Here is a 24,260-nt window from a genome sequence, read left to right as displayed (position 1 = left end):
GTGGAGATACCGGGGCAAGCCCGGTAGCGACGAATGTGCGCTTGACTTGACCTTTCCAAATCCCGAAAAAGCGCCCAATCCATCAAAATTCCCGTTTCCTTGAGGAAATCCCGATGTCCCTTGCAGCCCTCGAATCCACCATCAACAGCGCCTTCGACGCGCGCGAGACCATCTCGACCACGAGTAAGGGCGAGGTGCGCGAGGCCGTGGACCAGGCGCTGGAAATCCTGGACAAGGGCGAGGCGCGCGTTGCCGAGCGCGGCAGCGACGGCAAGTGGAAGGTCAACCAATGGCTGAAGAAGGCCGTGCTGCTCTCCTTCCGCCTGAACGACATGGACGTCATTCCCGGCGGATCGGGCAAGGCGACCTGGTGGGACAAGGTGCCCTCGAAATTCGAAGGCTGGGGCGAGAACCGCTTTCGCGATGCCGGTTTCCGTGCCGTCCCCGGCTCCATCGTGCGCCGCTCGGCCTTTATCGCCAAGAACGTTGTGCTGATGCCGTCCTTCGTCAACCTCGGCGCCTATGTCGATGAGAGCACCATGGTCGACACCTGGGCCACCGTCGGCTCCTGCGCCCAGATCGGCAAGCGCGTGCACATCTCCGGCGGCGCCGGCATCGGCGGCGTGCTCGAGCCGCTCCAGGCCGAGCCCGTGATCATCGAGGACGACTGTTTCATCGGCGCGCGCAGCGAGGTCGCCGAAGGCGTGATCGTGCGCAAGGGCGCGGTGCTGGCGATGGGCGTGTTCCTGGGCGCCTCCACCAAGATCGTCGACCGCGAGACCGGCGAAATCTTCATGGGCGAAGTGCCCGAATATTCCGTGGTGGTGCCGGGCGCGCTGCCCGGCAAGCCCCTGAAGAACGGCCAGCCCGGTCCGAGCACCGCCTGCGCCGTCATCGTCAAGCGCGTCGACGAGCGCACGCGGTCGAAGACGAGCATCAACGAGCTGCTGCGGGATTGATCGGACGCGCATGACCGATGCTCTCTCCATCGCCCGCGATCTCATCCGCTGCCCCTCGGTAACCCCGGCCGATGCCGGTGCGCTTGGGGTGCTTGAACAAGCCCTGACCGCAGCAGGCTTCACCTGCCACCGCGTGACCTTCAGCGAACCCGGCACCGCCGACATCGACAATCTCTATGCGCGGATCGGCAGCGAGGGCCCGCACATCACCTTTGCCGGCCACACCGACGTGGTGCCGCCCGGTGACGAGAGCGCCTGGAGCGTCGGCGCGTTCTCGGGCGAGGTCCGGGATGGGGTCCTGCACGGCCGCGGCGCGGTCGACATGAAGGGCGGCATCGCCTGCTCGGTGGCGGCGGTGCTGGAGCATCTCGCCGCCAATGAGGGCAAGCCGCGCAAGGACGGCAAGGGCTCGATCTCTTTCCTGATCACCGGCGACGAGGAAGACGTTTCGATCAACGGCACGGTCAAGCTGCTGAAATGGGCCGCCGAGCGCGGCGAAAAGTTCGACCATTGCGTGCTGGGCGAGCCCTCCAACGTCGAGACGCTCGGCGACACCATCAAGGTCGGCCGCCGCGGTTCGCAATCCGGCACGCTCTATGTCGACGGCGTGCAGGGCCATGTCGCCTATCCGCATCGCGCCTCCAACCCAGTGCCTGATATCGCACGGCTGATCGTGGCGGTCTCCGACGAGCCGCTCGACCATGGCAGCGCCCAGTTCCAGGCCTCCAATCTCGAATTCACCTCGGTCGACGTCGGCAACAAGGCCAGCAACGTCATCCCCGGCGAGGCCCGCGCGAAGTTCAACATCCGCTACAACGACAACCACACGCAAGCCAGCCTGCGCGAATTGGTCGAGGCGCGCCTCGCCAAAGCCTGCGGCAACCGCATCCGCGCCCGCATCGTCTGGGATCACTCGAACTCCAACGTGTTCGTGACCAAGCCCGGCCCGTTCACCGATCTTGCAGTGTCCGCGATCGAAGAGGTGACGGGCCGCAAGCCGGAGCTGTCGACCTCGGGCGGCACGTCGGACGCGCGCTTCATCTCCAGCTATTGCCCGGTGATCGAGTTCGGCCTGGTCGGCCAGACCATGCACCAGATCGACGAGCGGGTGCCGGTGACGGATCTGGAGAAGCTGACGCGGGTGTATCGGGAGATTTTGGCAAGGTATTTTGCTTGAGTCCCTGTTGCCTCCACAAACAGAGCTGTCATCGCCCGACTTGATCGGGCGATCCAGTATTCCAAAGACAGTCGTGATTGAACCGGGAGGCCGCGGCGTACCAGATGCCCCGGTCCCGGCTCCGCCAAGGCTACGCCGGGGCCACAAGGGTGCTCGGCCGCCGAAACTTTTGCGAAGGCGGCAAGCTGGGGCATGACGGCCGTGGATGTAGCGAGAGCGGCACCCTGCGCCCTCCGCGCATCTCAATAATCCACCTTCACCAGATACAGCCCCTCCGGCGGGGCGACGATGCCGCAGGCGGCGCGGCTGCGGGCGGCGAGTGCGGCCGACAGATCATCGGCTGTCCAGCGTCCCTCGCCGACCCAGACCAGCGATCCCACCATCGAGCGCACCTGGCTGTGCAGGAACGAGCGCGCAGAGGTGACAATGGTGATCTCGCGGCCGTCGCGTATCACCTCGAGCTGATCGAGCGTCTTCTCCGGCGACTTGGCCTGGCACTCGGTATCGCGGAACGTCGTGAAGTCGTGCTTGCCGAGCAGACGCTGGGCTGCTGCATGCATCGCGTCACTGTCGAGCCGGCGCGGCACGCGCCAGGCGCGACCGACGTCGATGGCGAGATTGGCGCGGGTGTTGATGATGCGGTAGCGGTAGTGGCGCTTGATCGCCGAGAAGCGCGCCTCGAAGGTCTCGGGCACGATCTCGGCCTCGAGCACCGCGACCGGATGCGGGCGCAAATGCGCGTTGAGCCCGTCGCGAAAACGATCCGGCGCAAATTGCTTGCCGATGTCGACATGCGCGACCTGGCCAAGCGCGTGCACGCCGGCATCGGTGCGGCCAGCGCCATGCACCCGCGCGTCCGCGCCGGTCATCGCCTTCACCGCGGCCTCTAGCGCGCCCTGCACCGAGGGCAGCGTCTCCTGCACTTGCCAGCCGAAGAACGGCGCGCCGTCATATTCGATGGTGAGCTTGTAACGGGGCATCGTGTCCAGTTTCACCGTCATTGCCCGCGAAGGCGGGCAATCCAGTACTCCGCAGCCTATCAGATCAACCGAGAAGCCTCGGCGTACTGGATACCCCGCCTTCGCGGGGTATGACAGTGTCAGCTGAATTTCGCGCCCGCCCTCACAGGCACGCCGCGCAGAAAGTCCGCGGCCCGCATCCTGGCCTTGCCTTCGCGCTGCAGCTCGAGGATGCGGACGGCGCCCTCGCCGCAGGCGATGGTGAGGTGGTCGTCGAGCACGTCGCCCGGCACACCTGAGCCGTTCGCCAATTCACATCGCAGGATCTTGATGCGGGCATTTTCGCTGACGTCCACAAGCTCGGTCCAGGCGCCGGGAAACGGCGACAGGCCATGGATGTGGCGCAGCACCGCGCGTGCGGGTTTCGTCCAGTCGATCCGCGCCTCGGCCTTGTCGATCTTGGCGGCATAGGTGACACCGTCCTCGCTCTGCTTTTTGAGCTGGAGCCCGCCGCGTGCGAGCGCCGCCATCGCGCGCACCATCAAATCGGCACCTGACCGGGACAGGCGATCGTGCAGATCGGCCGCGGTCATGCTGTCGGTGATCGCGATGCGCTCGGCCATGGCGACGTCGCCGGTATCCAGGCCGACATCCATCTTCATCACCATCACGCCGCTTTCGGCATCGCCTGCCATGATGGCGCGGTTGATCGGCGCGGCGCCGCGCCAGCGCGGCAAGAGCGAAGCGTGCAGATTGTAGCAGCCGAGCTTCGGCGCATCGAGGATCGCCTGCGGCAGGATCATGCCATAGGCGACGACGACGGCGGCATCGGCATCGAAGGCGCGAAACTCGTCGAGCGCTTCCGGCGTCTTCAACGTCTTCGGCGTCAGCACGTGAACGCCGAGTTTTCGCGCCGCTTCTTCAACCGGAGTGGGCTGCAATTGCAGGCCGCGCCGTCCGCCCGGCTTCGGCGCGCGGGTGTAGACGGCGGCGATCTCGTGGCCATGCGCGACCAGCTCGAGCAGCGTCGGCACGGAGAAATCGGGCGTGCCCATGAAGATCAGGCGGAGGGGCATGTGGAAGACCTGCGAAAGGCGCAATCCCGTGACAGTCATTCCGGGGCGGCTCGAAGAGCCGAACCCGGAATCTCGAGGTTCCGGGTTCGATGCTTCGCATCGCCCCGGAACGACAGAAAGCCTACTCTACCCCGCGCGTTTGGCGGCCTTCTCGAACTTCTTCATCACGCGGTCGCGCTTGAGCTTCGACAGGTAGTCGACGAACAAGACGCCGTTGAGATGATCGATCTCGTGCTGGATGCAGGTGGCATAGAGGCCTTCGGCATCCTCCTCGTGCAGCTTGCCATCGAGATCGGTGAAGCGCACGCGCACCTTCGCCGGGCGCTCGACCTCCTCGTAATATTCGGGGATCGAGAGGCAGCCTTCCTCGTACACTGAAAGTTCCTCTGAGGAGGAGAGAATCTCCGGATTGATGAAGACGCGCGGCTCGTGCCTGGTCTCGCCGTCCTCGTCGCGCTTGGCGAGGTCCATGGTGATCAGCCGCAGCGGCTGCGCGACCTGGATCGCGGCGAGGCCAATGCCAGGCGCGTCGTACATGGTCTCGAACATGTCGTCGGCAAGCTTGCGGATCTCCGACGTGACCTTCTCGATCGGCTTGGAGACCAGACGCAGCTGCTTGTCGGGCAGGATGATGATTTCTCGTAGGGCCATGGCCGCGATTTAAGCCGCGTGTCGGGTGCGGTCAATCCGGCGCGGAACTCCGTTAACCCTCCGCTAACCATAAAACTTCAGATTTCGTTAACCATAAGAATCAATGGGACTTTGGCCATAAACGTTCGCTATTCGTTCGTGGAGCCCGGCGAATCGGCTAGAAGGGTCGGCATGAACGAGATCATCTTCGTGCTCGGCGAGTGGCCGGTGCGCACCATCGACGCGCTGATCGGCTTCGGCGCCCTCGTCCTCATCCTGCTGGTGGTGATTGCCCTGGTGATCGCGCGCTCCGGGCGGCGCGGCGCGGAACTCGCGATGGCCAATGCCATCCGTGCCGACGAGCTCGAGGAGCGCCTGAGCGAGGTGCTGCGGGCCCAGAGCGAGGCTTCGGGCCGGGTCGACGCCATGACCCAGGCGCTGGCCGGCCGCCAGGCCGAGATGGCGCGGGCGGTCAATGAGCGGCTGGATTCGGTGACGCATCGCGTCGGCCAGTCCATGGAACACTCCACCCGCAACACCATGGAGAGCCTGCGCGCGCTGCATGAGCGGCTCGGTATCATCGACAGCGCGCACAAGAACCTCAGCGACCTCACCACCCAGGTGACGACCCTGCGCGACGTGCTCGCCAACAAGCAGTCGCGCGGCGCCTTTGGCCAGGCGCGGATGGAGGCGATTGTCCAGGACGGTCTTCCAAAAGGGTCCTACGAGTTCCAGTTCACACTCTCGACCGGCAAGCGGCCCGATTGCGTCGTGTTCCTGCCCGACCAGCGCCCGCTCTGCATCGATGCAAAATTTCCGCTGGAGGCGGTGACGGCCCTGCACGATGCCCGTACCGACGAAGAGCGGCGGATTGCCACGCAGCGGTTACGCGGCGACGTGATGAAGCACGTCAGCGACATCGCCGAAAAATACCTCGTCACCGGCGAGACCCAGGAGATGGCGCTGATGTTCGTACCGTCGGAATCGGTCTATGCCGAGATCCATGACGGCTTTGACGACGTGATCCAGAAAGCGTACCGCGCTCGCGTGGTGCTGGTGTCGCCTTCGCTTTTGATGCTCGCGATCCAGGTGATGCAGCAGATCATGAAGGACGCGCGCATGCGCGACGCCGCCGACCAGATCCGCACCGAGGTTATCAAGCTCGGCGACGATTTAGGCCGTCTGCGCGACCGGGTGCTGAAACTGCAAAAGCATTTCTCCGACGTCAACGAGGACGTCCGCCAGGTTCTGATCTCCGCCGACAAGATCGAGAAGCGCGCCGGACGCATCGAGGAGCTCGATTTCAGCAAGAGCGATGCGGCCGATGCCCCACGGCTGGTCGCGACGGACGCGGGCGAGGTGTTCCCGAGGAAGCTGCAGGCAGGGGAGTGAGATTAAGGCACACTGTCATGCCCCGCGCAGGCGGGGCATCCAGTACGCCGCGGCGGTCGTATTGGATCGAGACGCTGGTGGATACTGGATCGTCCGCCGTCGCGGACGATGACACCGGGAGGGTAGAGAGAGCTTCCGGCCACCGAGCTCCGCCAGAGTCTTTTCGGCCAGAATCTGCTAACACCTGCGCATGACCGCACCCGACGCGACCTCCTCCGCCGGCGCTGCCGCCTCCTGGCGTGACAGCTTTGCCGTGTACCTGCAACCGCGGGTGCTGATCGTGCTGTTCCTCGGCTTCTCATCCGGCCTGCCGCTGGCGCTGTCGGGCTCGACGCTGCTGGTGTGGATGCGCGAGGCCGGAGTCGATCTCAAGACCATCGGGCTGTTTGCGCTGGTCGGCACGCCGTACACGCTGAAATTCTTGTGGGCGCCATTGGTGGATGCGATGCATGTGCCGCTGTTCACCCGCGCCTTCGGGCGGCGGCGTGGCTGGCTCTTGTTCTCGCAGATGCTGCTGATCATCGCCATCCTGCTGCTAGCGCTCACCGATCCCGCGCGCTCGCCGTTCTACGTCGCGCTCGGCGCGCTGCTGGTCGCAACCATGTCCTCGACCCAGGACATCGTGGTCGATGCCTTCCGCGTCGAGAGCTTGCCCGAGAGCGAGCAGGCGGCCGGCATGGCCGCTTATGTCGCGGCCTATCGCATCGGCATGCTGGTCTCGACCGCGGGCGCGCTGTTCATCGTCTCCGGCTTCGAGGGCACCGGCATTACGCGGCAATCGGCCTGGATGTGGGGCTATGTGGTGATGGCGGCGATGGTGCTGATTGGGACCATCACGGCGCTCCTCGCAACCGAGCCGGAGCAATCGGTGCGGGCGGAAGCTGCGACAAAGGCCGAGACCGCGTTCGCACGGGTGCTGCGCGCCGCAATCGGGGCGTTCTCGGAATTCTTGTCGCGGAAAGACGCGCTCGCCGCGCTCGCCTTCGTCGTTCTGTTCAAGTTCACCGACGCGTTCTCCGGCACGATGACCGCGCCGTTCGTGATCGACCTCGGCTTTTCCCGCAACGATTATGCGGCGATCGTGAAGGGTGTCGGGCTCGCCGCGACGTTGCTCGGCGGCTTTGCCGGCGGTTTTGTCGCGCGGCGTTATTCGCTCGCGACCAGCCTGTGGATCGGCGGCGTGGTGCAGGCACTCGCCAACCTTTCGTTCTCCTGGCTGGCGTTCGTCGGCACCAGCCAATGGGCGCTCGCCTTCGCCATCACGGCTGAGAACTTCACCAGCGCCATCGGCACCGTGATCTTCGTCGCCTATCTCTCCGCCCTGTGCAAGAACCCGTTGCACACGGCGACGCAATACGCGCTGCTCACCGCGCTCGCGGCGGTGGGACGAACGTATCTCTCCTCAGGTGCCGGCTTCGTGGCTGATACGGCCGGCTGGGCGCTGTTCTTCGTGATCTGCGTGCTGGTGGCGATCCCGAGCCTGGTACTGCTGGCCTGGCTCCAGAAGCGCGGCCATTTCAAGACGCTGGGGCCAGTCAGGGTGTAGGACCGACGTCTCGCCTTCGTCATTGCGAGGAGCTCTTGCGACGAAGCAATCCAGACCGTTCCGCGGAAGAATTTCTGGATTGCTTCGCTTCGCTCGCGACGACGGCGGAGAAAGCCGCGGCAAGGGGCCAATCGCGAGCCATTCCTACTGCTTCTTGATCAAACTCCACTTGGTGATCACGGCCTCGCTCATCTGGCCGGCATCGCTGGCGCAGGCGATCTCGTCGACCTTGACCGAGATTTCCTTGCCGACGAACGATTTCAGCTGCGCGGCCTGCGCGTCGCTGGAGGTGACGAGCTGGAAGGTTTCGGGGCCGGTCTCGAGATTGCACAGCCCGTTCGGCGGCGGCAGGCGGCGCGGCTCGGAGGTGATCTGGTAGGTCGCAACGCGCTTGCCGTTCTTGACGTCGCGCACCTTCATCGCATTCAACTCGCCGGAGAGCACGTCGCCGGTGTTGATCGGCTTGCCGGGCTTGGACGGCGGCAGCGCCTCGTCGCCGTGCTGCGCGGAGATGGCCGGGCTCACCAGCATCATCATCGTCGCAACCAAAGCCGATCGTGTGGCGAAAGGTTTCGTCATGTCGTCCGTTCCGTAAATTCTGGATGGCTAGAACAGGGTACGCTGCCGCATCGCAGCCGATAGCGTACCTTCATCGAGATAATCAAGCTCGCCGCCGACAGGAACTCCATGGGCGAGCCGCGTCACCTTCACATTGGCGTCCTGAAGCAGGTCGGTGATGTAATGCGCCGTGGTCTGGCCGTCCACCGTTGCATTAAGCGCCAGAATGATCTCGTGCACCTGCGAGTCATGCGCGCGCGCCACCAACGCGTCGATGGTGAGGTCCTGCGGGCCGACGCCGTCGAGCGGCGACAATGTCGCGCCGAGCACATGATAACGCCCCTGGGTGGCATTGGCCCGCTCCAGCGCCCAGAGGTCGGCGACGTCGGCGACGACGACGATGATGGAGGGATCGCGCTTCGGATCGGTGCAAACCGTGCAGGGATTTTGCGTATCGATGTTGCCGCAGGTCTTGCAGACCTCGACCTTGTCGAGCGCGACCTGGAGGGCCGACGAAAGCGGCATCATCAGCGCTTCGCGCTTCTTGATCAGATGCAGCGCCGCGCGCCGCGCCGAGCGCGGGCCGAGGCCCGGCAGCCGCGCGAGGAGCTGGACCAGCCGCTCGATTTCGGGACCTGCAACGGCGCCCATATTACTGGCCGAACAACCCCGGCGGCAGGCCGAGCCCGCCGGTGAGGGCCTGCATCTTCTCCTGCATCGCAGTCTCCGCCTTGCGGCGAGCATCGCCGAAGGCGGTGACGAGCAGGTCTTCCAGCACCTCGCGCTCGTCCGTCTTCATCAGCGCAGGGTCGATCTTGACGGCCTTGACGTCCATCTTCGCAGTCATGCGCACCGCGACGAGGCCGCCACCGGAGATGCCTTCGACTTCCACGTTGGCGAGTTGGTCCTGCATCTCCTGCATCTTGGATTGCAGCTGCGCCGCCTGCTTCATCATGCCGAGAAAATCAGCCATCGGTGCTCGTCCTTGGAAAGAATGGCTCAGAGATCATCGTCGCCGTCGGAACCGTCGGGCGGATCGTCACTGCCATAGTCGGCGTTAATATTGGTTTCCGGCACCTCGGGGGCAAGCCTGCGGACCTCGACGACCTTCGCACCGGGGAAACGCGACAGCACCTCCTGCACGCGCGGATCGGCCTCGGCGGTGCGCGCATGCTCCTGCTTCGCGGCCTGGTTCACCGAGCGCAGCGTCGGCTGGCCCTGCTCGTTGGAGACGATCACGGTCCAGCGGCGCCCGGTCCACAGCTCGAACTTTTTCGCGAGCTCGGAGATCATGGTCTTGGAGGCGTTGGGCTCGAGCGCGACTTCCAGCCGGCCCTCCTCGAAGCGGACGAGGCGCATGTCGCCTTCGAGCGCGCTCTTGGTCATGATGTCGCGCTTCTGCCCGGCCAGCGCGACGAGCTGGGTGAAGCTGGTGACGCGCAGCACCGGCGCTGCAGCTTGCGGATCCGGCGCGGGGGCCGCCATCTGCGGCCGGGCGCGGGCGCCGAACGGGGACGGCGAGGATGTCGGCATGCGAACCGGCGCAGCAGAAGCGACCGGCGCGAAAGGCGCGCTGCGCGTGGCACTGCCGCTGCTCACGACGGGCGAACCGCCACCGTTCTGCTCCAGCATCCGGATCGCCTCGTCCGGCGTCGGCAGGTCGGCGACATAGGCAATGCGCACCAGCACCATTTCCGCCGCCGCGGCGGGACGCGTCGCGGCCTGCACCTCGGTGATGCCCTTGAGCAGCATCTGCCACATCCGCGACAGCACGCGCATGGAAATCTTGGACGCGAAGTCCCGTGCGCGGACCCGCTCGGTCTCGCCATAGGCGACGTTGTCGGCGGTCGCCGGCACGATCTTCACACGGGTGACGAAATTGACGAACTCGGCGAGGTCCGAGAGCACGACGATGGGATCGGCACCGACATCGTACTGATCGCGGAACTCCTTGAAAGCGGCCGCGATGTCGCCGCGCGCCAGTGAATCGAAGAGATCGATGACGCGGGTGCGATCGGCGAGGCCCAACATCTGCCTGACGGCATCGGCCTTCACGGTGCCAGCCGCATGCGCGATCGCCTGGTCGAGCAGCGACAGCGAATCGCGCACCGAGCCTTCGGCGGCGCGGGCAATGATGCCGAGCGCCTCCGGCTCGATCTCGACGCTTTCCTTGGCCGCGATGTTGGCGAGGTGCTTCATCAGCACGTCGGCCTCGACGCGGCGCAGGTCGAAACGCTGGCAGCGCGACAGCACCGTCACCGGAACCTTACGAATCTCGGTCGTGGCGAACACGAACTTGGCGTGCTCCGGCGGCTCCTCCAGCGTCTTCAGGAAGGCGTTGAACGCCGCCGTCGACAGCATGTGGACTTCGTCGATGATGTAGACTTTGTAGCGGGCGCTGGCGGGGGCATAGCGCACGCTGTCATTGATCTGGCGGACGTCGTCGACGCCGGTGTGCGAAGCGGCGTCCATCTCCAGCACGTCCATGTGCCGGCTTTCCATGATCGCCTGGCAGTGCACGCCGAGTGTCGGCATGTGGATGGTCGGGCCCTTCACCGAAGCATCCGGCATCTCGTAGTTGAGCGCACGGGCGAGAATACGCGCGGTGGTCGTCTTGCCGACGCCGCGGACCCCGGTGAGGATCCACGCCTGCGGAATGCGCCCGGTCTCGAACGCGTTGGAGACGGTGCGGACCACAGCCTCCTGGCCGATCAGATCATCGAAAGAGGAAGGGCGGTATTTGCGCGCCAGCACGCGGTAGGGTGTGGGGGCCTGGCTCGCGCTGTCGGGATCGGGAGGGGCGCCAGCGTCGGTCATCGGTCGATCCGCAATGAAATGTCTGTTGGCCGGCTTTTGCGGAAAGGAGCACGCCAGCGGGGGGCCGCCGGCGCAATTCGCTCGAAAAACAGGTAGGAGACTGACGAGCGACCCGATCCGGACCTCGTTAGGGCTGCTTCCTTCCGGACCTGACCCGGTTGGCGAGTGGCTCGTCCACCGCCAATCTCCCGGTCCCTATTTGGGGCCAAAGGAAGCGGAAAGCAAGTCGGCTGTCCACGGACATAGTCTTCCTATCGGGGCCATCCCCAATCCAGCATACCTGCCGGGTACCGCCAGACGGGATGCCGAGCGTGGTCAGGGCACCTGCCCCGGAACCTCGGCCATGTGCGCAAACTGCTTGCGATATTCGGCCGGCGTCACGCCGACGTGGCGAGCGAAAGCGCGCCGCAACGTATCGGCATCCGCAAATCCACAACGAATCGCCACTTGCTTTGGCGCTTCGTTACCGAACTCCAGCAGCCGCCTCGCGGCGTTGACGCGGGCTTCTTCGACCCAAGTCGCAGGCGTGATGCCTACCTCGGCACGGAACAGCCGCGCGAAATGCCGCGGGCTGAGTTCCATGCGTTTGGCCAGGTTCGCAACCCGATGGTCCAGACCGGGATTGGCGGCGACCCAGCGTTGGAGCTCCTGCAATGCCGCACGCCCAGCAGGAACGGCCGCGCCCTTGCGGGTGAATTGCATCTGCCCACCCGGCCGTTTGAAGAACATCACGAGTTGGCTAGCGACTTTCATCGCGGTCTCGCGTCCAAGGTCTTCCTCCACCAGTGCAAGCGCGAGATCGAGCCCGGCGGTCACGCCGGCCGCGGTGCGAAGTTTTCCGTCGATGACGTAGATCGCATCCTTGTCGACCGTGACCGACGGAAATTTACTCGCGAGGGTATCGGCGACTGCCCAGTGCGTCGTAACCCGCCGGCCGTCGAGAAGGCCGGCCGCCGCAAGGAAGAATGCGCCGCTGCACACCGACCCGAACCGCCGCGTCCTGGACGCTCGCCGGCGAAGCCAGCCGACCACATTGGCATTCGCAGGGATCTCGGTAGCGTTCGGGCATCCGGCGACCAGCAGGGTGTCGATGGGCTCCTGCAAGTCGCGGTCGATGATTCGGTCCGGCATTAAGCGGACGCCGGAGGAGCTGAAGATCGGGCCCGGCTCGGTCGCAGCCACGAAAAGCGCATAGGCCGCACGGCCGGCCTGCACGTTGGCCTCGGCGAACACGTCGAGCGGCCCGGCGACATCGAGAAGCTGCACCCATGGCAGCGCAACGATCACAACAGTCCTCGCTGTTGGCTTCCCATTCATGTCCGCCTCGGTGCAGATTTGTCCGTTTTAGACGTATTGCGTCAATTGCAGACAGAATAGCCCAGACTTAGCCTGCCAGCCACCAGAGATTTCCAGGAGAACGCCATGTCGAAAATCAACGAAGCCGCCCAGATTCCCGACAGCACGCTGGCGCGTGCCATTACCGAATATATCCGCGACACCGAGACGGACCTGCTCTTCAATCATTCCAGCCGCGTCTACCATTTCGGGGCGCTGGCAGGCATCCGCCGCGGGCTGAAGTTCGACCGCGAGCTGCTTTACGCCGGCGCCATGTTTCACGATATCGGCCTGATGCCCGGACATGGCAGCAAGCACGAGCGGTTCGAAGTCGATGGCGCCCATGCGGCGCGCGATTTCCTGCGCAGCCACGGCATCCGGGAAGCGGATGCCTATACGGTCTGGACCGCGATCGCGCTGCACACCACGCCGGGCATTCCCCAGCACATGCATCCCGTCGTCGCGCTGGTAACCGCTGGCGTCGAAATGGACGTTCTCGGGCTCACCTACGACGAATATCCGGACGAGGAACGCCAAGCCGTGGTGAAGGCATTTCCGCGAACGGCGCACTTCAAGGAAGATATCATCCAGGCGTTCTATGACGGCATCAAGCATAGGCCCCAAACGACGTTCGGCAACGTCAAGGCCGACGTCATCGCCGACAAGGAGCCGCATTTCCATCGCGGCAATTTCTGCAGCGTCATCCGCAACTCCCATTGGCACGGCTGAGCCCTCGGGACCGACATCCTGTCGCGCGCACCGCCTTGCGCTCACACATCATCGATAAGGAAACCGTTAGATGACTGACAAACCGCGAATGGGTTAGGCGTTTGCGCGCCTATCGCAAGGCGATCCGGATGGAATTCGGCGATACCAGAGAGGCACAAGGCTGGTCACTACGAGTCTTCGTCAAACCAGTCCCTCGGTACTGGGTCCTGGATCGGCGCGCGCTTGTCCAGGACGACGATCGCGTATGCAGTGGCGGCGGAGCCTCAACCTTCCCCTCGCTGACTCCGTATCGTATGGTCGGCTCCAACAAGCCCGAACCCATCGGGCCCATCCGGAACCTCCATGCCCGAACCCGCTTGGTCGCTGCATTCCCGCCTGAATGAGGACACCATCGACATCGGCGATCTGCCGCTGTCGAAGGTGCTGGTCATCAAGGACGCGCATTATCCCTGGCTGCTGCTGGTGCCGCGGCGGCCCGACGCGGTCGAGATCATCGATCTCGACGAGGTGCAGCAGGCGCAGCTGATGACGGAGATCTCCCGCGTCTCGCGCGCGCTGAAGGAGATCACCAAATGCGACAAGCTCAATGTCGCCGCGCTCGGCAACCTCGTGCCGCAGCTTCATGTTCATATCATCGCGCGCCGCACCAGTGATGCGGCCTGGCCACGGCCGGTGTGGGGCGTGATGCCGCCGCTGGCGCACGACGCCACTGAAGTGCAGAATTTCATCAGCGCGCTCCGCCGCAAGATTTGGTTGGGTTGAAAGAAAAATAATGTCAGCATTCGACGCGTTCCCGCTGGGACAGCCGGCCTTCGTCACCAACGTCCTCGACCGTGCTGCGCATCTGCGCCGCGACGACGAAAAGCTGTTCGCGCTGGAGCAGAAGCCGTCATCGCGCGCCTATGTGGTCTATCGCGACTCGCTCCTGGTGACGCGCGAGGGCGAGAAGGTGCGGGCGCTGCTGGGAATTGACGAGGCAGTGAAATGCGGCGCCAATCCCGGCACGGTCTTCCTGGGGCTGCGTGACGGGGTAGCAATGTTCGGCATGGGGATGTCGCAGGCGGCGGCCGAGAAGCTGGTCGGCCGCGACGACTACACTGTGACTGAGCTGCGCGGCATGGCAATGCAGGGCGCGCTTCCGCCACAGGAGCTGTCGGCGATCGCGATGGCGAAGTCGATGGTGAGCTGGCACCAGCGTCACGGCTATTGCGCCAATTGCGGCGCGCGCACCAGCATGAAGGAAGGCGGCTGGAAGCGCGACTGTCCTGCCTGCAAGGCGGAGCACTTTCCGCGCACCGATCCCGTCGTGATCATGCTGGTCGCCTCCGGCGACAAATGCCTGCTCGGCCGCCAGAAGCAGTTTCCACCCGGCATGTATTCCTGCCTTGCCGGCTTCGTCGAGGCGGCCGAGACCATTGAGGACGCGGTGCGCCGCGAGATCCTGGAAGAGTCCGGGATCCGCTGCACCGACGTGCACTATTACATGACGCAGCCCTGGCCCTATCCGTCGTCGCTGATGATCGGCTGCAGCGCGCGGGCGCTGAACGAGGACATCGTCGTCGATCGCATGGAGCTGGAAGACGCGCGCTGGTTCACGCGCGAGGAGGCTGCGCTGATGCTGACGCGGACGCACCCCGACGGGCTCGCCGGACCACATCCCTTCGCGATCGCCCATCACCTGCTCGGCCGCTGGGTGCACGACAAGAGCCGCACCTGAACTGAGAGCGTCCATGACCGCAACGGGACTTGCGCCGGGCATCCTCTGCATCGGCATTCCCGTGCGCGACCTCACCTTCCGCGTCGAACACGTGCCAGCGCGCGGCAGCAAGGCCAACGCGAGCCAGCTTGCGGAGATCTGCGGCGGCAACGCGCTCAATGCCGCGATCGCCATTGCGCGCCTCGGCGGCCGCGTCACGTTCGCTGGGCCGATGGGCGATGCGCGGGAGACGTCGAGCAGCTTCATCCTCGAACGGATGGCGCTGGAGGGCATCGACGCCAGCCATATCGTTCGCATGTCGGGCCTGGCCACGCCGGTCTCGGCGATCATGATCGAGCCCTCCGGCGAGCGGACCATCACCATCTATCGTGATCCGGCTTTGTGGAGCGTAGAACTGCCGGACGTGGACGAATTGCTGGCCGATTGCCGCGCGGTCCTCGTCGAAAGCCGCTGCGCCTCGTTCGCGACTTCCCTCTGCACCGAGATACGGCAGCGCGGCATTCCCCTCATCGTCGGCGTGGACCGCGCGATGTCGTTGCAGGACGGCCTGCTCACGGCCGCCTCGCATCTGCTGTTCGCCAGCGAACAGGTGCAGGAGACCGCCGGCATCGCCGACGACGGCGAGGCATTGAAGCGCCTCGCCAAGCTGACGCCGGCCTTCCTCGCCGCCACACGCGGTCCCCTCGGCACGATCTGGCTGAACGAGACAGGCGAGCTGAAGGAGACGCCAGCCTTCCCTGTTCATGCGGTGGATACGCTCGGCGCCGGCGACGTCTTCCATGGCGCATTCACGCTGCGCCTCGCCGAGGGTGAGGGGACGCGGGAGGCGCTGCGATTCGCCGCGGCCGCCGCGGCGCTGAAATGCACCCGCCATGGCGGTGGCCTAGCCGCCCCACAACGCGTTGAAGTTGAAGAGTTTTTGAGAGGGCAGCAGGCGGCGATGCCCGGTCAGGCGCCAGCATTATAGGCTTGCGATAGAATGATTTTCTATGTATCAGGGGAATTCGCCCCTGAAATGGAACAAAGTTCTTCAAATGACCGACCTTGCCGTCCAGATCCCCGAGACCAGCCGCCGCCTCGATGCCATCGACCGCAAGATCCTGATGGTGCTCCAGGAAGATGCCTCCCTCTCCGTCGCCGAGATCGGCGACCGCGTCGGCCTGTCCTCGACCCCCTGCTGGAAGCGCATCCAGCGGCTTGAGGCCGACGGCGTGATCATCAAGCGCGTGGCCCTCGTCGACCAGAACAAGATCGGGCTCGGCATCTCCGTGTTCGTTTCGGTGGAGAGCGCCGATCACTCGGACGCCTGGCTGAAGCGGTTCGCCGAAGCCGTCAGCGCCATGCCCGAGGTGATGGAGTTCTATCGCATGGCCGGCGACGTCGACTACATGCTGCGCGTAGTGGTGGCAGACATGCAGGCCTATGACGTGTTCTACAAGAAGCTGATCAGCGCCGTGCCGCTGAAGAACGTCACCTCGCGCTTCGCGATGGAGAAGATCAAGTCGGTCACTGCGCTGCCGATCCCGGCGGTGGTCGCGGCATAGCGCGGCAGGCTCGCGAAGGCTCGGCTTTCTTCTACCAGAGATTTACCCTCGGTTAGCTTCGTGAAGCTATGATCCTCGGAGATGGAGTCGGGGAACGTCCTCAGAACAAGCTGGCTGCCCGCAGCAGCGTTGCTGCTAGTGAGCTGGGTCGCGGTTGCAGCACTTTCGCTGCAGGCACGACCGGACGCTGAGGTGGTGGCAGTGGCATTCCCGCCCTGGTGGAACGCCCAGCAGGCGTTGATGGCCGCCGCATCGGCGAACGCCGCATTTGTGCGGATGACGGCTGCGCCGGCCGTTCTGGTGCTGCGTCCCGACAGCCACGATGGATTGAAGAAGCTGCACGAGGCGGGGGCCTGGCTGACCCTCGACCCGCAAGCGATCGATGCCTGTTTCACGAACAAGCCATTGGGGACTGGGGAATGACCTTCGAAGGTGATGAACTGGCGGTCCTGCGCGCGAGCACGAGCAAGATCCTGCTCGTGGCGCTCTGGCTGCATGTCCCGCTCGCGGTCGTGGTCGGGGTGATCTTGGGCACCGGGTGGTTGCTACCGGCCATTTTCATGGCCGCGATGGCCTCGGCCGCAAGCATCGCGTGGTCGGCTGGAGGAAACGGACCTTCGACCCAAATGATCGTTGCCGTTGCGCTGATGGGCGGCGTTTCGATGCTGGTGTTCCAGTTCGCCGGTCACCCGTGGCAGGTCGACATGCACATGTACTTCTTCGCGGCGCTAGCCTGTCTCGTCGCATATTGCGACTATCGTCCGATCGTCGCCGGCACGGTTGCAGTCGCTTTGCATCACCTGACGCTGAATTTCGTTCTGCCGGCGGCCATCTACCCCGGCGGCGCGGATCTCGGCCGCGTGGTGCTCCACGCCGTCATCGTTCTGATCGAGGCCGGCGTCCTGATCTGGCTCGCGCATACGGTCACCGGGATCTTCGCAATGGCGGCTCAGAAAACCGCCGAGGCGCAGGCTGCGAGCGCCGCTGAAGCCCGCGCCAACGCAGACCGACAGGAGGCCGCACGCGCCAAGCAAAAGCGGGACGACGCCCGTCGCAACCTTGCAGCCGGTTTCGAGCACAGGATCAGCGGTGTCGTCGAAGCAGTGGCGCGCGCTGCGGGCGAGATGCAGGACCTATCCGCATCGATGCGGGGCAGTAACGTCGAAGCGATGCGGCAGAGCACGGCTGCTGCCACGGCTTCGACCTGCGCGACGGCCAATGTAGAGACCGTTGCGGCGGCAACCGAAGAGTTCACGGCTTCGATCAACAGCATCTCCGAGCAGGTGACGCGATCGGCCCAAATCGCCGCGAAAGCCGCTGAGGAAGCGCGTCGGACCAATACAGTTGTCGAAATGCTCGCAACCGGCACGCAAAAGATCGGGGAGGTGGTGACGCTGATCCAGAGTATTGCCAGCCAAACCAACCTGCTGGCCCTGAACGCGACCATCGAAGCGGCGCGAGCCGGTGAGCATGGCCGGGGCTTTGCGGTCGTCGCGAGCGAGGTCAAGGCACTGGCCAATCAGACCGCCAAGGCAACTGAAGAGATCTCCGCCCAGATCCAGGACATCCAGGCGGCGACCGGTGAGGCGGTCGGCGCGATCGAGGCGATCGGCGGCACTATCGCCGAAATCGACCGGATCTCCGGTGAGATTGCCGCTGCGGTCGAGCAGCAAGGCGGAGCGACGCGTGAGATTGCCAACAATTTGCAACAGGCTGCCGACCGGACCAGAGACGTCAACAAGAACATCCTCAGTGTCAGCCGTGCATCGGAAGACGCGAGCAAGGCAACTGACCGGCTGCTAGAGGCAGCCAACGGCTTGTCGTCGCAATCCGATCAGTTGAAATCCGAGGTGAACGGCTTTCTCGGTGCGCTGCAGGCGGCGTGAGCCGCCCGCGCATGGCATAGTCGGCTGCACTCGCCTCGAGTCAGGCCGCCGCGGCACGGCGCGCTTCAGATCTTCTGGTTGTACTCGCCGACCTCGGGATGCGTGCGCAGCACGCTGTTCACCATCTCGAACATGTCGTGCATGCGCTGCTCCGAGACCGGGCTCTCGACCACGACGACGAGTTCGGGCTTGTTGGAGGAAGCGCGCACCAGGCCCCAGCTGCCGTCTTCGACCGTGATGCGCACGCCATTGACGGTGACGAGATCACGGATCGCCTGGCCGCCGATCTTGGCGCCCTTCGCCTGCAACCCCTCGAAATGCTTCACAACGGCGTCGATGACGCCGTATTTGACCTCGTCGGCGCAGTGCGGCGACATGGTCGGCGACGACCAGGTCTTTGGCAGCGCGTTCTTCAGGTCGGCCATCGACTTGCCCGGCGCGCGGTCGAGCATGTCGCAGATCGCGATCGCCGAGACCAGGCCGTCGTCATAACCGCGGCCGAACGGCTTGTTGAAGAAGAAGTGTCCCGACTTCTCGAAGCCCGCCAGCGCGCCCATCTCGTTGGTGCGGCGCTTCATGTAGGAATGACCGGTCTTCCAATAGGCGACCTTCGCGCCCTGTTTCTGGAGCACGGGATCAGTGACGAACAGGCCGGTCGACTTCACATCGACGACGAACTGCGCGTCCTTGTGGATCGCCGACATGTCGCGCGCCAGCATCACGCCGACCTTGTCGGCAAAGATCTCCCCGCCGGTGTTGTCGACGACACCGCAACGGTCGCCGTCACCGTCGAAGCCGAGGCCGACATCGGCTTTGTGATGCAGCACCGCGTCGCGGATCGCGTGCAGCATCTCCATGTCCTCAGGATTCGGGTTGTATTTCGGGAAGGTGTGGTCGAGCTCGGTATCGAGCGGGATCACCTCGCAGCCGATCGCCTCCAGCACCTGCGGCGCGAACGCGCCGGCGGTGCCGTTGCCGCAGGCCGCGACGACCTTGAGCTTGCGCGACAGCTTCGGACGAGAGGTGAGATCGGCGATGTAGCGCGCCGGATAGTTCTCGTGGAACTGATAGGAGCCGCCGGCCTTGTTCTTGAACTCGGCGCCCAGCACGATCTCCTTCAGCCGCGTCATCTCGTCGGGACCGAAGGTCAGCGGGCGGTTGGCGCCCATCTTCACGCCGGTCCAGCCATTGTCGTTGTGCGAGGCCGTCACCATGGCGACGCAGGGCACGTCGAGATCGAATTGCGCGAAATAGGCCATCGGCGTCACCGCAAGACCGATGTCGTGCACCTTGCAGCCCGCCGCCATCAGGCCGGAGATCAGCGCGTATTTGATCGAGGCCGAATAGCCGCGGAAATCATGGCCGGTGACGATCTCCTGCCTGACGCCGAGCTCGGCGAACAACGCGCCCAGGCCCATGCCGAGCGCCTGCACACCCATCAGGTTGATTTCCTTCTGGAACAACCAGCGCGCGTCGTACTCGCGAAAGCCCGTCGGCTTCACCATCGGCTCGGATTCGAAGGCATAGGTGTTGGGCAACAATACGGATTTCGGCTTCGGGAACATTGAGACGGTCTCGTGAAAAGGGGGGCAGGATTTGCTGCAGCCTTAGCGAATGCCGGACCGCAGCGGAAGGCGGGAATAAAGGCTTATGGCCGATAATTGCGGCAGTTTGGTAACGAAGCGCGCGCGATATAGATGTCTGACAAGAATGGGCTAACGCTGTAGCCGTGCAACCTCCTCTTCAAGGACCTCCCTGAGAGGCGGCAGAGCCCGTTGAACAGTCTCCCACACGAAATGGGCGGCAACGTCCTCATAGTTGTGGCGATAGACATTGCCTGCGGCTGCCATCTGTTTCCACGCGATCGCCGGGTGCCTCGCCTTCAACTCCTCGGGCAGACGGCGGGATGCTTCTGAAATAATCTCCAGACACCGCGTAACTGCGTAGACGGTCCGCATATCCGCCGCGAATTCCTCGCGATCAAGACGTCCGGCGAATTCAGCCGCCAAATCGATGTGATGCAAGATGTCTCGCAGTGCCCCGGGGATGCGATCAGAAGGCATAGATAGCGTCGGCCGTTGCGGCGGGAGCGACGTATGATTTCAGGCCGTCACGGTTGACGACGTCAACGGGTTCATCAAAGAGCTTGGCAATATATTCCTTGAGCTCGACGTAATCGAAGACCGTGATCCGCTTATTCGGATCGATCTCGACCATGATATCGACATCGCTGCCGGGATGATTTTCACCCCTCGCCACCGAGCCGAACAACGCGACATGCAAAACGCCCCGCTCGCGCAGGGCAGGCTCGAACTGTCGCAGAATCGCTATCGCATCGGGGCCGTTCATGGATGGAATATAGCACCCCGCCTGCTCCGGTGGGAGAGCCTCTTCGGGCCGCTAAAGCGAACTTACTGCTCGAGCACCATCTGGCCGTTGGCGTATTCGAAGCGCTTGAGGCGGGACAAGAAGGAAAGGCCGAGCAGGTTCTCCGACAGCGCTGCGTCCGGCAGCACCATGGCATCGACGTCACGCACGACGAGGCCGCCGACCTCCAGCATGGCGATGCGGGTGCGCGCGGCCTTGATGGTGCCGTTGGCAGTGGAGACGGTCGCGTTGTATTCGCTGCGCGAGGGACGCAGACCGAAGCGGGCGGCCGAGGTCTCGTTCAGCGCAACGACGGACGCGCCGGTGTCGACCATGAAGCCGATACGCTGGCCTTCGATCCGGCCCTCTGCCTGGAAATGACCGCGGCCGTCGCGAGAGATGGCGAGGCTGTGGCCGCCGGCCGGCGCGGAGGAAGCGACTGCCACCGTCGTGCGCGGCACCGAGGTGGCGGAGGCGGAGCTCATCTTGTCCGCCATCTGCGCCATGAAGGTGCCGAGGCCGATCATGACGGCCGCGAAGATCACTATGTTACGCATCACATCACTTCCGAGCCGGAAAGCTCGATTTCACCACGCGGCACGCCCGTCCGCGAGCGAAGCCACGGCTGGACCGATGCCATTTTGACGAAAAGGATGAGCGGACGGTTAATGCGGCCGCCTGACTTCTCCCCGCCTGCGGCAGGGCAATCGCATATGGCTTTTGGCGACGAGTGAGCGCGCGCCTTGTCCTTCGAGACGACCGCTCCGCGGTCTCCTCAGGATGAGGCTAAGCGGCATCGGTGCTCGTTGAAACTGCTGCCGTACACTCTGTCGTGATCCTGAGGGCCCGCCACAGGCGAGCGTCTCGAAGGATGGCCGAAGGCAAACAGCCTTCAACTGCGATAGCCCTGCCGCCTGCGGGAAGAGGGAGAAGACATCTCACGTCCCCCGCGGCTTCGCCCGCCTTGTCGGCAGCGCGCTGGCCGGATCATCCGGCCAGGGATGGCGCGGGTAGCGGCCGCGCAGGTCGGAGCGGACTGCATTGTAGCTGCCGCGCCAGAAGCCGGGAAGATCGCGCGTCACCTGCACCGGGCGCTGCGCCGGTGACAGCAATTCCAGCACCAACGGCACCTTGCCGGCGGCGATCGAGGGATGGGTTTTGAGGCCGAACAACTCCTGCAGCCGCACCGCGATGGTCGGCCCCTGCTCGGCCTCGTAGTCGATCGCCAGCATGCTCCCGGTCGGCGCCTCGAAATGCGTCGGCGCCTCGCGGTCGAGCCGCGTGCGCATGTCCCACGGCAGCAGCGCCATCAGCGCATCGGAGAGATCGCCGGCGGAAACATCCTTGAGCGCGGTCTTGTCATAGAGCGCCGGCACCAGCCATTCGTCGCGCCGCGCGACCAATCCATCGTCCGACAGGTCAGGCCAGCTCTCGCCCTCGGCCTTGCGCAGGAACATCACCCGATCGCGCCACTGCTTGGCGGCTTTTGACCAGGGCAGCCGGTCGAGGCCGGCGGCGATCAGGCCATCCGCGAAGATGCGCGCCGTTTCCTCCGAGGGCGACACAGCAAGCGTCGCCTCGGAGAGCGTGATCGCGTGCAGCGCGCGCTTGCGCCGCGCCCGCAACGCCATCGCGCCGCGATCGAAGAATATCTCGTCGGTGCTCTCGATATGCGAAGCGAAATGCCGCTCGATCTCGTCCTGCGTGATCTGCGCGGCGAGCAGAATGCGTCCGCTCGCCGCCGTTCCCGTCATTTCGCCGATTGCGATGTAAGGCGCGCGGGCCAGCGAAGAGGTCTGCTCGACGGAAGCGCCGCGGCCGTTGGCCAGCACGAAACTGCCATTGCCGCGGTTGCGCGCGACACGATCCGGAAAGGCATAGGCGAGCATCAGGCCGGTCGAAAGTTCCTCCTGCTGCCCCGCTGTCTCCGATGCCGCCACCTGCGAGGCCCAGCGCCGCGCCAGGTCGCGCGCGCTCGCGGCACGCGGCGAGCGGTCGCGGCGGAACTGGTCGCGCCGGTGCTCGAGATCGACGCTGTCGCCGCCGAGCCCACGCTCGGTGATGATGGCCGCGGTCTCGGCAGCCGCCTCGCCGCTGCCGGCGCGATGCGAATCCACGATCATGCGCGCCAGCCGCGGCGGCAGCGCCAGCGCGCGCAGGCTCCTGCCCTCCGCGGTGATGCGGCCGTCGCCATCGAGCGCGTTGAGCTCCAAGAGCAGGCTCTTGGCTTCCTTCAAGGCCGGCTGCGGCGGCGGATCGAGGAACGACAGCGCTGCAGGATCGGCAACGCCCCATTGCGCGAGATCGAGCACCAGCGACGACAGATCGGCGCTGAGGATCTCCGGCTGGGTATAAGGCGCGAGCGAAGCCGTCTGCGGCTCGTCCCAGAGGCGGTAGCAAACGCCGGGCTCGGTGCGGCCGGCGCGGCCGCGGCGCTGGTCCACCGCCGCGCGCGAGGCGCGCACGGTCTCGAGCCGGGTCAGCCCGATGTCGGGCTCGTAGCGCGGCACGCGGGCGAGACCGGAATCGACGACGATACGCACGCCCTCGATGGTGAGCGAGGTCTCGGCGATCGATGTCGCCAGCACCACCTTGCGTATGCCCTTGGGCGCCGGCGCGATGGCGCGGTCCTGCACGGCGGCATCGAGCGCACCGAACAGCGGCACGATCTCGATCGAAGCGTCCTGCACGCGTTCGGCGAGAAAGCTCTGAGTGCGGCGGATTTCGGCGGCGCCGGGGAGGAACGCCAGCACCGAACCGCTATCGGCGCGCAGTGCCGATGCGATCGCGTCGGCCATCTGCCGCTCTAGCGGCGCGTCCGCTTTGCGGCCGAGATAGCGGGTCTCGACCGGAAAGGCGCGGCCCTCGCTCTCGACGACGGGCGCCTCGCCGAGCAATCTTGCCACGCGCGCGCCATCGAGCGTGGCCGACATCACGAGGATACGGAGATCCTCGCGCAGGCCGGTTTGCGCATCGCGCGCCAGCGCCAGGCCCATGTCGGCATCGAGCGAGCGTTCGTGGAATTCGTCGAACAGGATCGCGGCAACGCCCGAAAGCTCGGGGTCATCTAGGATCTGACGGGTGAAGATGCCTTCGGTCACGACTTCGATGCGCGTGGCGCGCGAGATCTTGGAGCCAAAGCGGACGCGATAGCCGACGGTCTCGCCCGTGCGCTCGCCAAGCGATTTGGCCATGCGGTCGGCACTAGCGCGAGCGGCGATGCGGCGCGGCTCCAGCACGATGATCTTCTTATCCTTGGCCCAGGGCGCATCCAGCAGCGCCAGCGGCACCCGCGTGGTCTTGCCCGCACCCGGCGGCGCCACCAGCACGGCCGCGTTATGCGCCTCCAGCGTGCGCGAGAGGTCATCGAGCACGGCATCGATCGGGAGGGGCGTGTCGAAGCTGCGGGGCAAGTATCTATCCGTTCGTCGTGCCCGGGGGTTGGTCCGGTGCATCCACATCCTTGGACTAGAAAACAGACGTGGATGGCCGGGACCCGGCTCCGCGAATGCTTCGCCGGGCTTACAGAATCGGGCCGGCGAAGCCTAGGCGAAGACGGCAAGCCCAG

At 65.0% G+C, this 24,260-nt stretch carries 24 protein-coding genes and 1 other RNA gene; 11 read left to right on the top strand and 14 right to left on the bottom strand.

Annotated features, from left to right (window positions below; translation table 11 throughout):
* Positions 1 to 113 precede the first annotated feature (113 nt).
* Complete coding sequence (gene dapD, locus IVA78_RS04215; RefSeq protein ID WP_247276431.1) at positions 114 to 959, top strand: 2,3,4,5-tetrahydropyridine-2,6-dicarboxylate N-succinyltransferase; 846 nt, start codon at positions 114 to 116, stop codon at positions 957 to 959.
* A gap of 10 nt (positions 960 to 969) precedes the next feature.
* The gene (gene dapE / locus IVA78_RS04210; protein ID WP_247464516.1) at positions 970 to 2,136 is read left to right on the top strand and encodes a succinyl-diaminopimelate desuccinylase; all 1,167 of its coding nucleotides are present in this window, start codon (positions 970 to 972) and stop codon (positions 2,134 to 2,136) included.
* Between the two features lie 242 nt (positions 2,137 to 2,378).
* On the opposite strand, the gene truA is transcribed toward dapE, so the two are convergent.
* The 3 genes from truA to def all read right to left on the bottom strand — a co-directional run bounded on the left by truA (position 2,379) and on the right by def (position 4,822).
* Positions 2,379 to 3,116, bottom strand: a complete 738-nt coding sequence (gene truA / locus IVA78_RS04205) for a tRNA pseudouridine(38-40) synthase TruA (protein ID WP_247464593.1) — start codon at positions 3,114 to 3,116, stop codon at positions 2,379 to 2,381.
* Between the two features lie 119 nt (positions 3,117 to 3,235).
* Positions 3,236 to 4,171 (bottom strand): methionyl-tRNA formyltransferase, encoded by a 936-nt coding sequence (gene fmt, locus IVA78_RS04200; protein ID WP_247464513.1) that lies wholly within the window; start codon positions 4,169 to 4,171, stop codon positions 3,236 to 3,238.
* Between the two features lie 126 nt (positions 4,172 to 4,297).
* Positions 4,298 to 4,822, bottom strand: a complete 525-nt coding sequence (gene def / locus IVA78_RS04195) for a peptide deformylase (RefSeq protein ID WP_247302766.1) — start codon at positions 4,820 to 4,822, stop codon at positions 4,298 to 4,300.
* A 171-nt stretch (positions 4,823 to 4,993) separates the two neighbouring features.
* Between def and rmuC the strand changes: the two genes are divergently transcribed.
* Positions 4,994 to 6,193: a DNA recombination protein RmuC gene (gene rmuC / locus IVA78_RS04190; RefSeq protein WP_247464510.1), complete on the top strand. Its 1,200-nt coding sequence runs from the start codon at positions 4,994 to 4,996 to the stop codon at positions 6,191 to 6,193.
* A 190-nt stretch (positions 6,194 to 6,383) separates the two neighbouring features.
* Entirely contained in the window at positions 6,384 to 7,739 is a 1,356-nt protein-coding gene (locus tag IVA78_RS04185; RefSeq protein WP_247464507.1) for an MFS transporter, read from the top strand.
* A gap of 144 nt (positions 7,740 to 7,883) precedes the next feature.
* Here IVA78_RS04185 and IVA78_RS04180 read toward each other — a convergent pair whose 3' ends face one another.
* From IVA78_RS04180 to IVA78_RS04155, 6 genes are all read right to left on the bottom strand, one after another.
* Positions 7,884 to 8,318, bottom strand: coding sequence for a hypothetical protein (locus tag IVA78_RS04180; RefSeq protein WP_247464504.1), 435 nt, complete (start codon positions 8,316 to 8,318; stop codon positions 7,884 to 7,886).
* A 27-nt stretch (positions 8,319 to 8,345) separates the two neighbouring features.
* Complete coding sequence (recR, locus tag IVA78_RS04175) at positions 8,346 to 8,948, bottom strand: recombination mediator RecR (protein ID WP_247464501.1); 603 nt, start codon at positions 8,946 to 8,948, stop codon at positions 8,346 to 8,348.
* A gap of 1 nt (position 8,949) precedes the next feature.
* Positions 8,950 to 9,270 (bottom strand): YbaB/EbfC family nucleoid-associated protein, encoded by a 321-nt coding sequence (locus IVA78_RS04170; RefSeq protein WP_247464498.1) that lies wholly within the window; start codon positions 9,268 to 9,270, stop codon positions 8,950 to 8,952.
* Between the two features lie 26 nt (positions 9,271 to 9,296).
* Complete coding sequence (locus IVA78_RS04165) at positions 9,297 to 11,114, bottom strand: DNA polymerase III subunit gamma/tau (protein WP_247464481.1); 1,818 nt, start codon at positions 11,112 to 11,114, stop codon at positions 9,297 to 9,299.
* 92 nt (positions 11,115 to 11,206) lie between these two features.
* Positions 11,207 to 11,303, bottom strand: an RNA gene (gene ffs / locus IVA78_RS04160) — signal recognition particle sRNA small type.
* Between the two features lie 126 nt (positions 11,304 to 11,429).
* On the bottom strand, positions 11,430 to 12,431 hold the full coding sequence (locus tag IVA78_RS04155; protein ID WP_247464479.1) for a GlxA family transcriptional regulator: 1,002 nt from the start codon (positions 12,429 to 12,431) through the stop codon (positions 11,430 to 11,432).
* 105 nt (positions 12,432 to 12,536) lie between these two features.
* Here IVA78_RS04155 and IVA78_RS04150 point away from each other — a divergent pair, with 105 nt between their 5' ends.
* The 7 genes from IVA78_RS04150 (at position 12,537) to IVA78_RS04120 (ending at position 18,325) form a co-directional block, all read left to right on the top strand.
* Entirely contained in the window at positions 12,537 to 13,178 is a 642-nt protein-coding gene (locus IVA78_RS04150; RefSeq protein WP_247464477.1) for an HD domain-containing protein, read from the top strand.
* A 342-nt stretch (positions 13,179 to 13,520) separates the two neighbouring features.
* Complete coding sequence (locus IVA78_RS04145) at positions 13,521 to 13,940, top strand: HIT family protein (RefSeq protein ID WP_247464474.1); 420 nt, start codon at positions 13,521 to 13,523, stop codon at positions 13,938 to 13,940.
* A gap of 10 nt (positions 13,941 to 13,950) precedes the next feature.
* Positions 13,951 to 14,895, top strand: coding sequence for an NAD(+) diphosphatase (nudC, locus tag IVA78_RS04140; protein WP_247464470.1), 945 nt, complete (start codon positions 13,951 to 13,953; stop codon positions 14,893 to 14,895).
* 13 nt (positions 14,896 to 14,908) lie between these two features.
* On the top strand, positions 14,909 to 15,862 hold the full coding sequence (locus IVA78_RS04135) for a sugar kinase (RefSeq protein WP_247464468.1): 954 nt from the start codon (positions 14,909 to 14,911) through the stop codon (positions 15,860 to 15,862).
* A gap of 67 nt (positions 15,863 to 15,929) precedes the next feature.
* Positions 15,930 to 16,439, top strand: a complete 510-nt coding sequence (locus IVA78_RS04130; RefSeq protein WP_247276417.1) for an Lrp/AsnC family transcriptional regulator — start codon at positions 15,930 to 15,932, stop codon at positions 16,437 to 16,439.
* An 81-nt stretch (positions 16,440 to 16,520) separates the two neighbouring features.
* The gene (locus tag IVA78_RS04125; protein ID WP_247464465.1) at positions 16,521 to 16,862 is read left to right on the top strand and encodes a hypothetical protein; all 342 of its coding nucleotides are present in this window, start codon (positions 16,521 to 16,523) and stop codon (positions 16,860 to 16,862) included.
* Positions 16,859 to 18,325: a methyl-accepting chemotaxis protein gene (locus tag IVA78_RS04120; RefSeq protein ID WP_247464462.1), complete on the top strand. Its 1,467-nt coding sequence runs from the start codon at positions 16,859 to 16,861 to the stop codon at positions 18,323 to 18,325. The genes IVA78_RS04125 and IVA78_RS04120 overlap by 4 nt, the downstream gene beginning before the upstream one ends.
* A gap of 65 nt (positions 18,326 to 18,390) precedes the next feature.
* On the opposite strand, the gene IVA78_RS04115 is transcribed toward IVA78_RS04120, so the two are convergent.
* From IVA78_RS04115 to hrpB, 5 genes are all read right to left on the bottom strand, one after another.
* Positions 18,391 to 19,890 carry a phosphomannomutase/phosphoglucomutase gene (locus IVA78_RS04115; RefSeq protein WP_247464459.1) on the bottom strand — a complete coding sequence of 500 codons (1,500 nt, stop codon included), beginning with the start codon at positions 19,888 to 19,890 and terminating at the stop codon, positions 18,391 to 18,393.
* A gap of 150 nt (positions 19,891 to 20,040) precedes the next feature.
* Positions 20,041 to 20,349, bottom strand: a complete 309-nt coding sequence (locus tag IVA78_RS04110) for a HepT-like ribonuclease domain-containing protein (protein WP_346275283.1) — start codon at positions 20,347 to 20,349, stop codon at positions 20,041 to 20,043.
* A gap of 28 nt (positions 20,350 to 20,377) precedes the next feature.
* Positions 20,378 to 20,674 (bottom strand): nucleotidyltransferase family protein, encoded by a 297-nt coding sequence (locus IVA78_RS04105; protein WP_247276413.1) that lies wholly within the window; start codon positions 20,672 to 20,674, stop codon positions 20,378 to 20,380.
* 62 nt (positions 20,675 to 20,736) lie between these two features.
* Positions 20,737 to 21,249: a TIGR02281 family clan AA aspartic protease gene (locus IVA78_RS04100; RefSeq protein ID WP_247464451.1), complete on the bottom strand. Its 513-nt coding sequence runs from the start codon at positions 21,247 to 21,249 to the stop codon at positions 20,737 to 20,739.
* A gap of 381 nt (positions 21,250 to 21,630) precedes the next feature.
* Positions 21,631 to 24,105, bottom strand: a complete 2,475-nt coding sequence (hrpB, locus tag IVA78_RS04095; RefSeq protein ID WP_247464447.1) for an ATP-dependent helicase HrpB — start codon at positions 24,103 to 24,105, stop codon at positions 21,631 to 21,633.
* Between the last annotated feature and the right edge of the window lie 155 nt (positions 24,106 to 24,260).

Source organism: Bradyrhizobium sp. 137 (genome assembly GCF_023074095.1).
In the GTDB taxonomy this organism is placed as follows: domain Bacteria; phylum Pseudomonadota; class Alphaproteobacteria; order Rhizobiales; family Xanthobacteraceae; genus Bradyrhizobium.
Note: the sequence above shows the minus strand (reverse complement) of the source record. Positions and strands in the feature narration are given on the sequence as shown.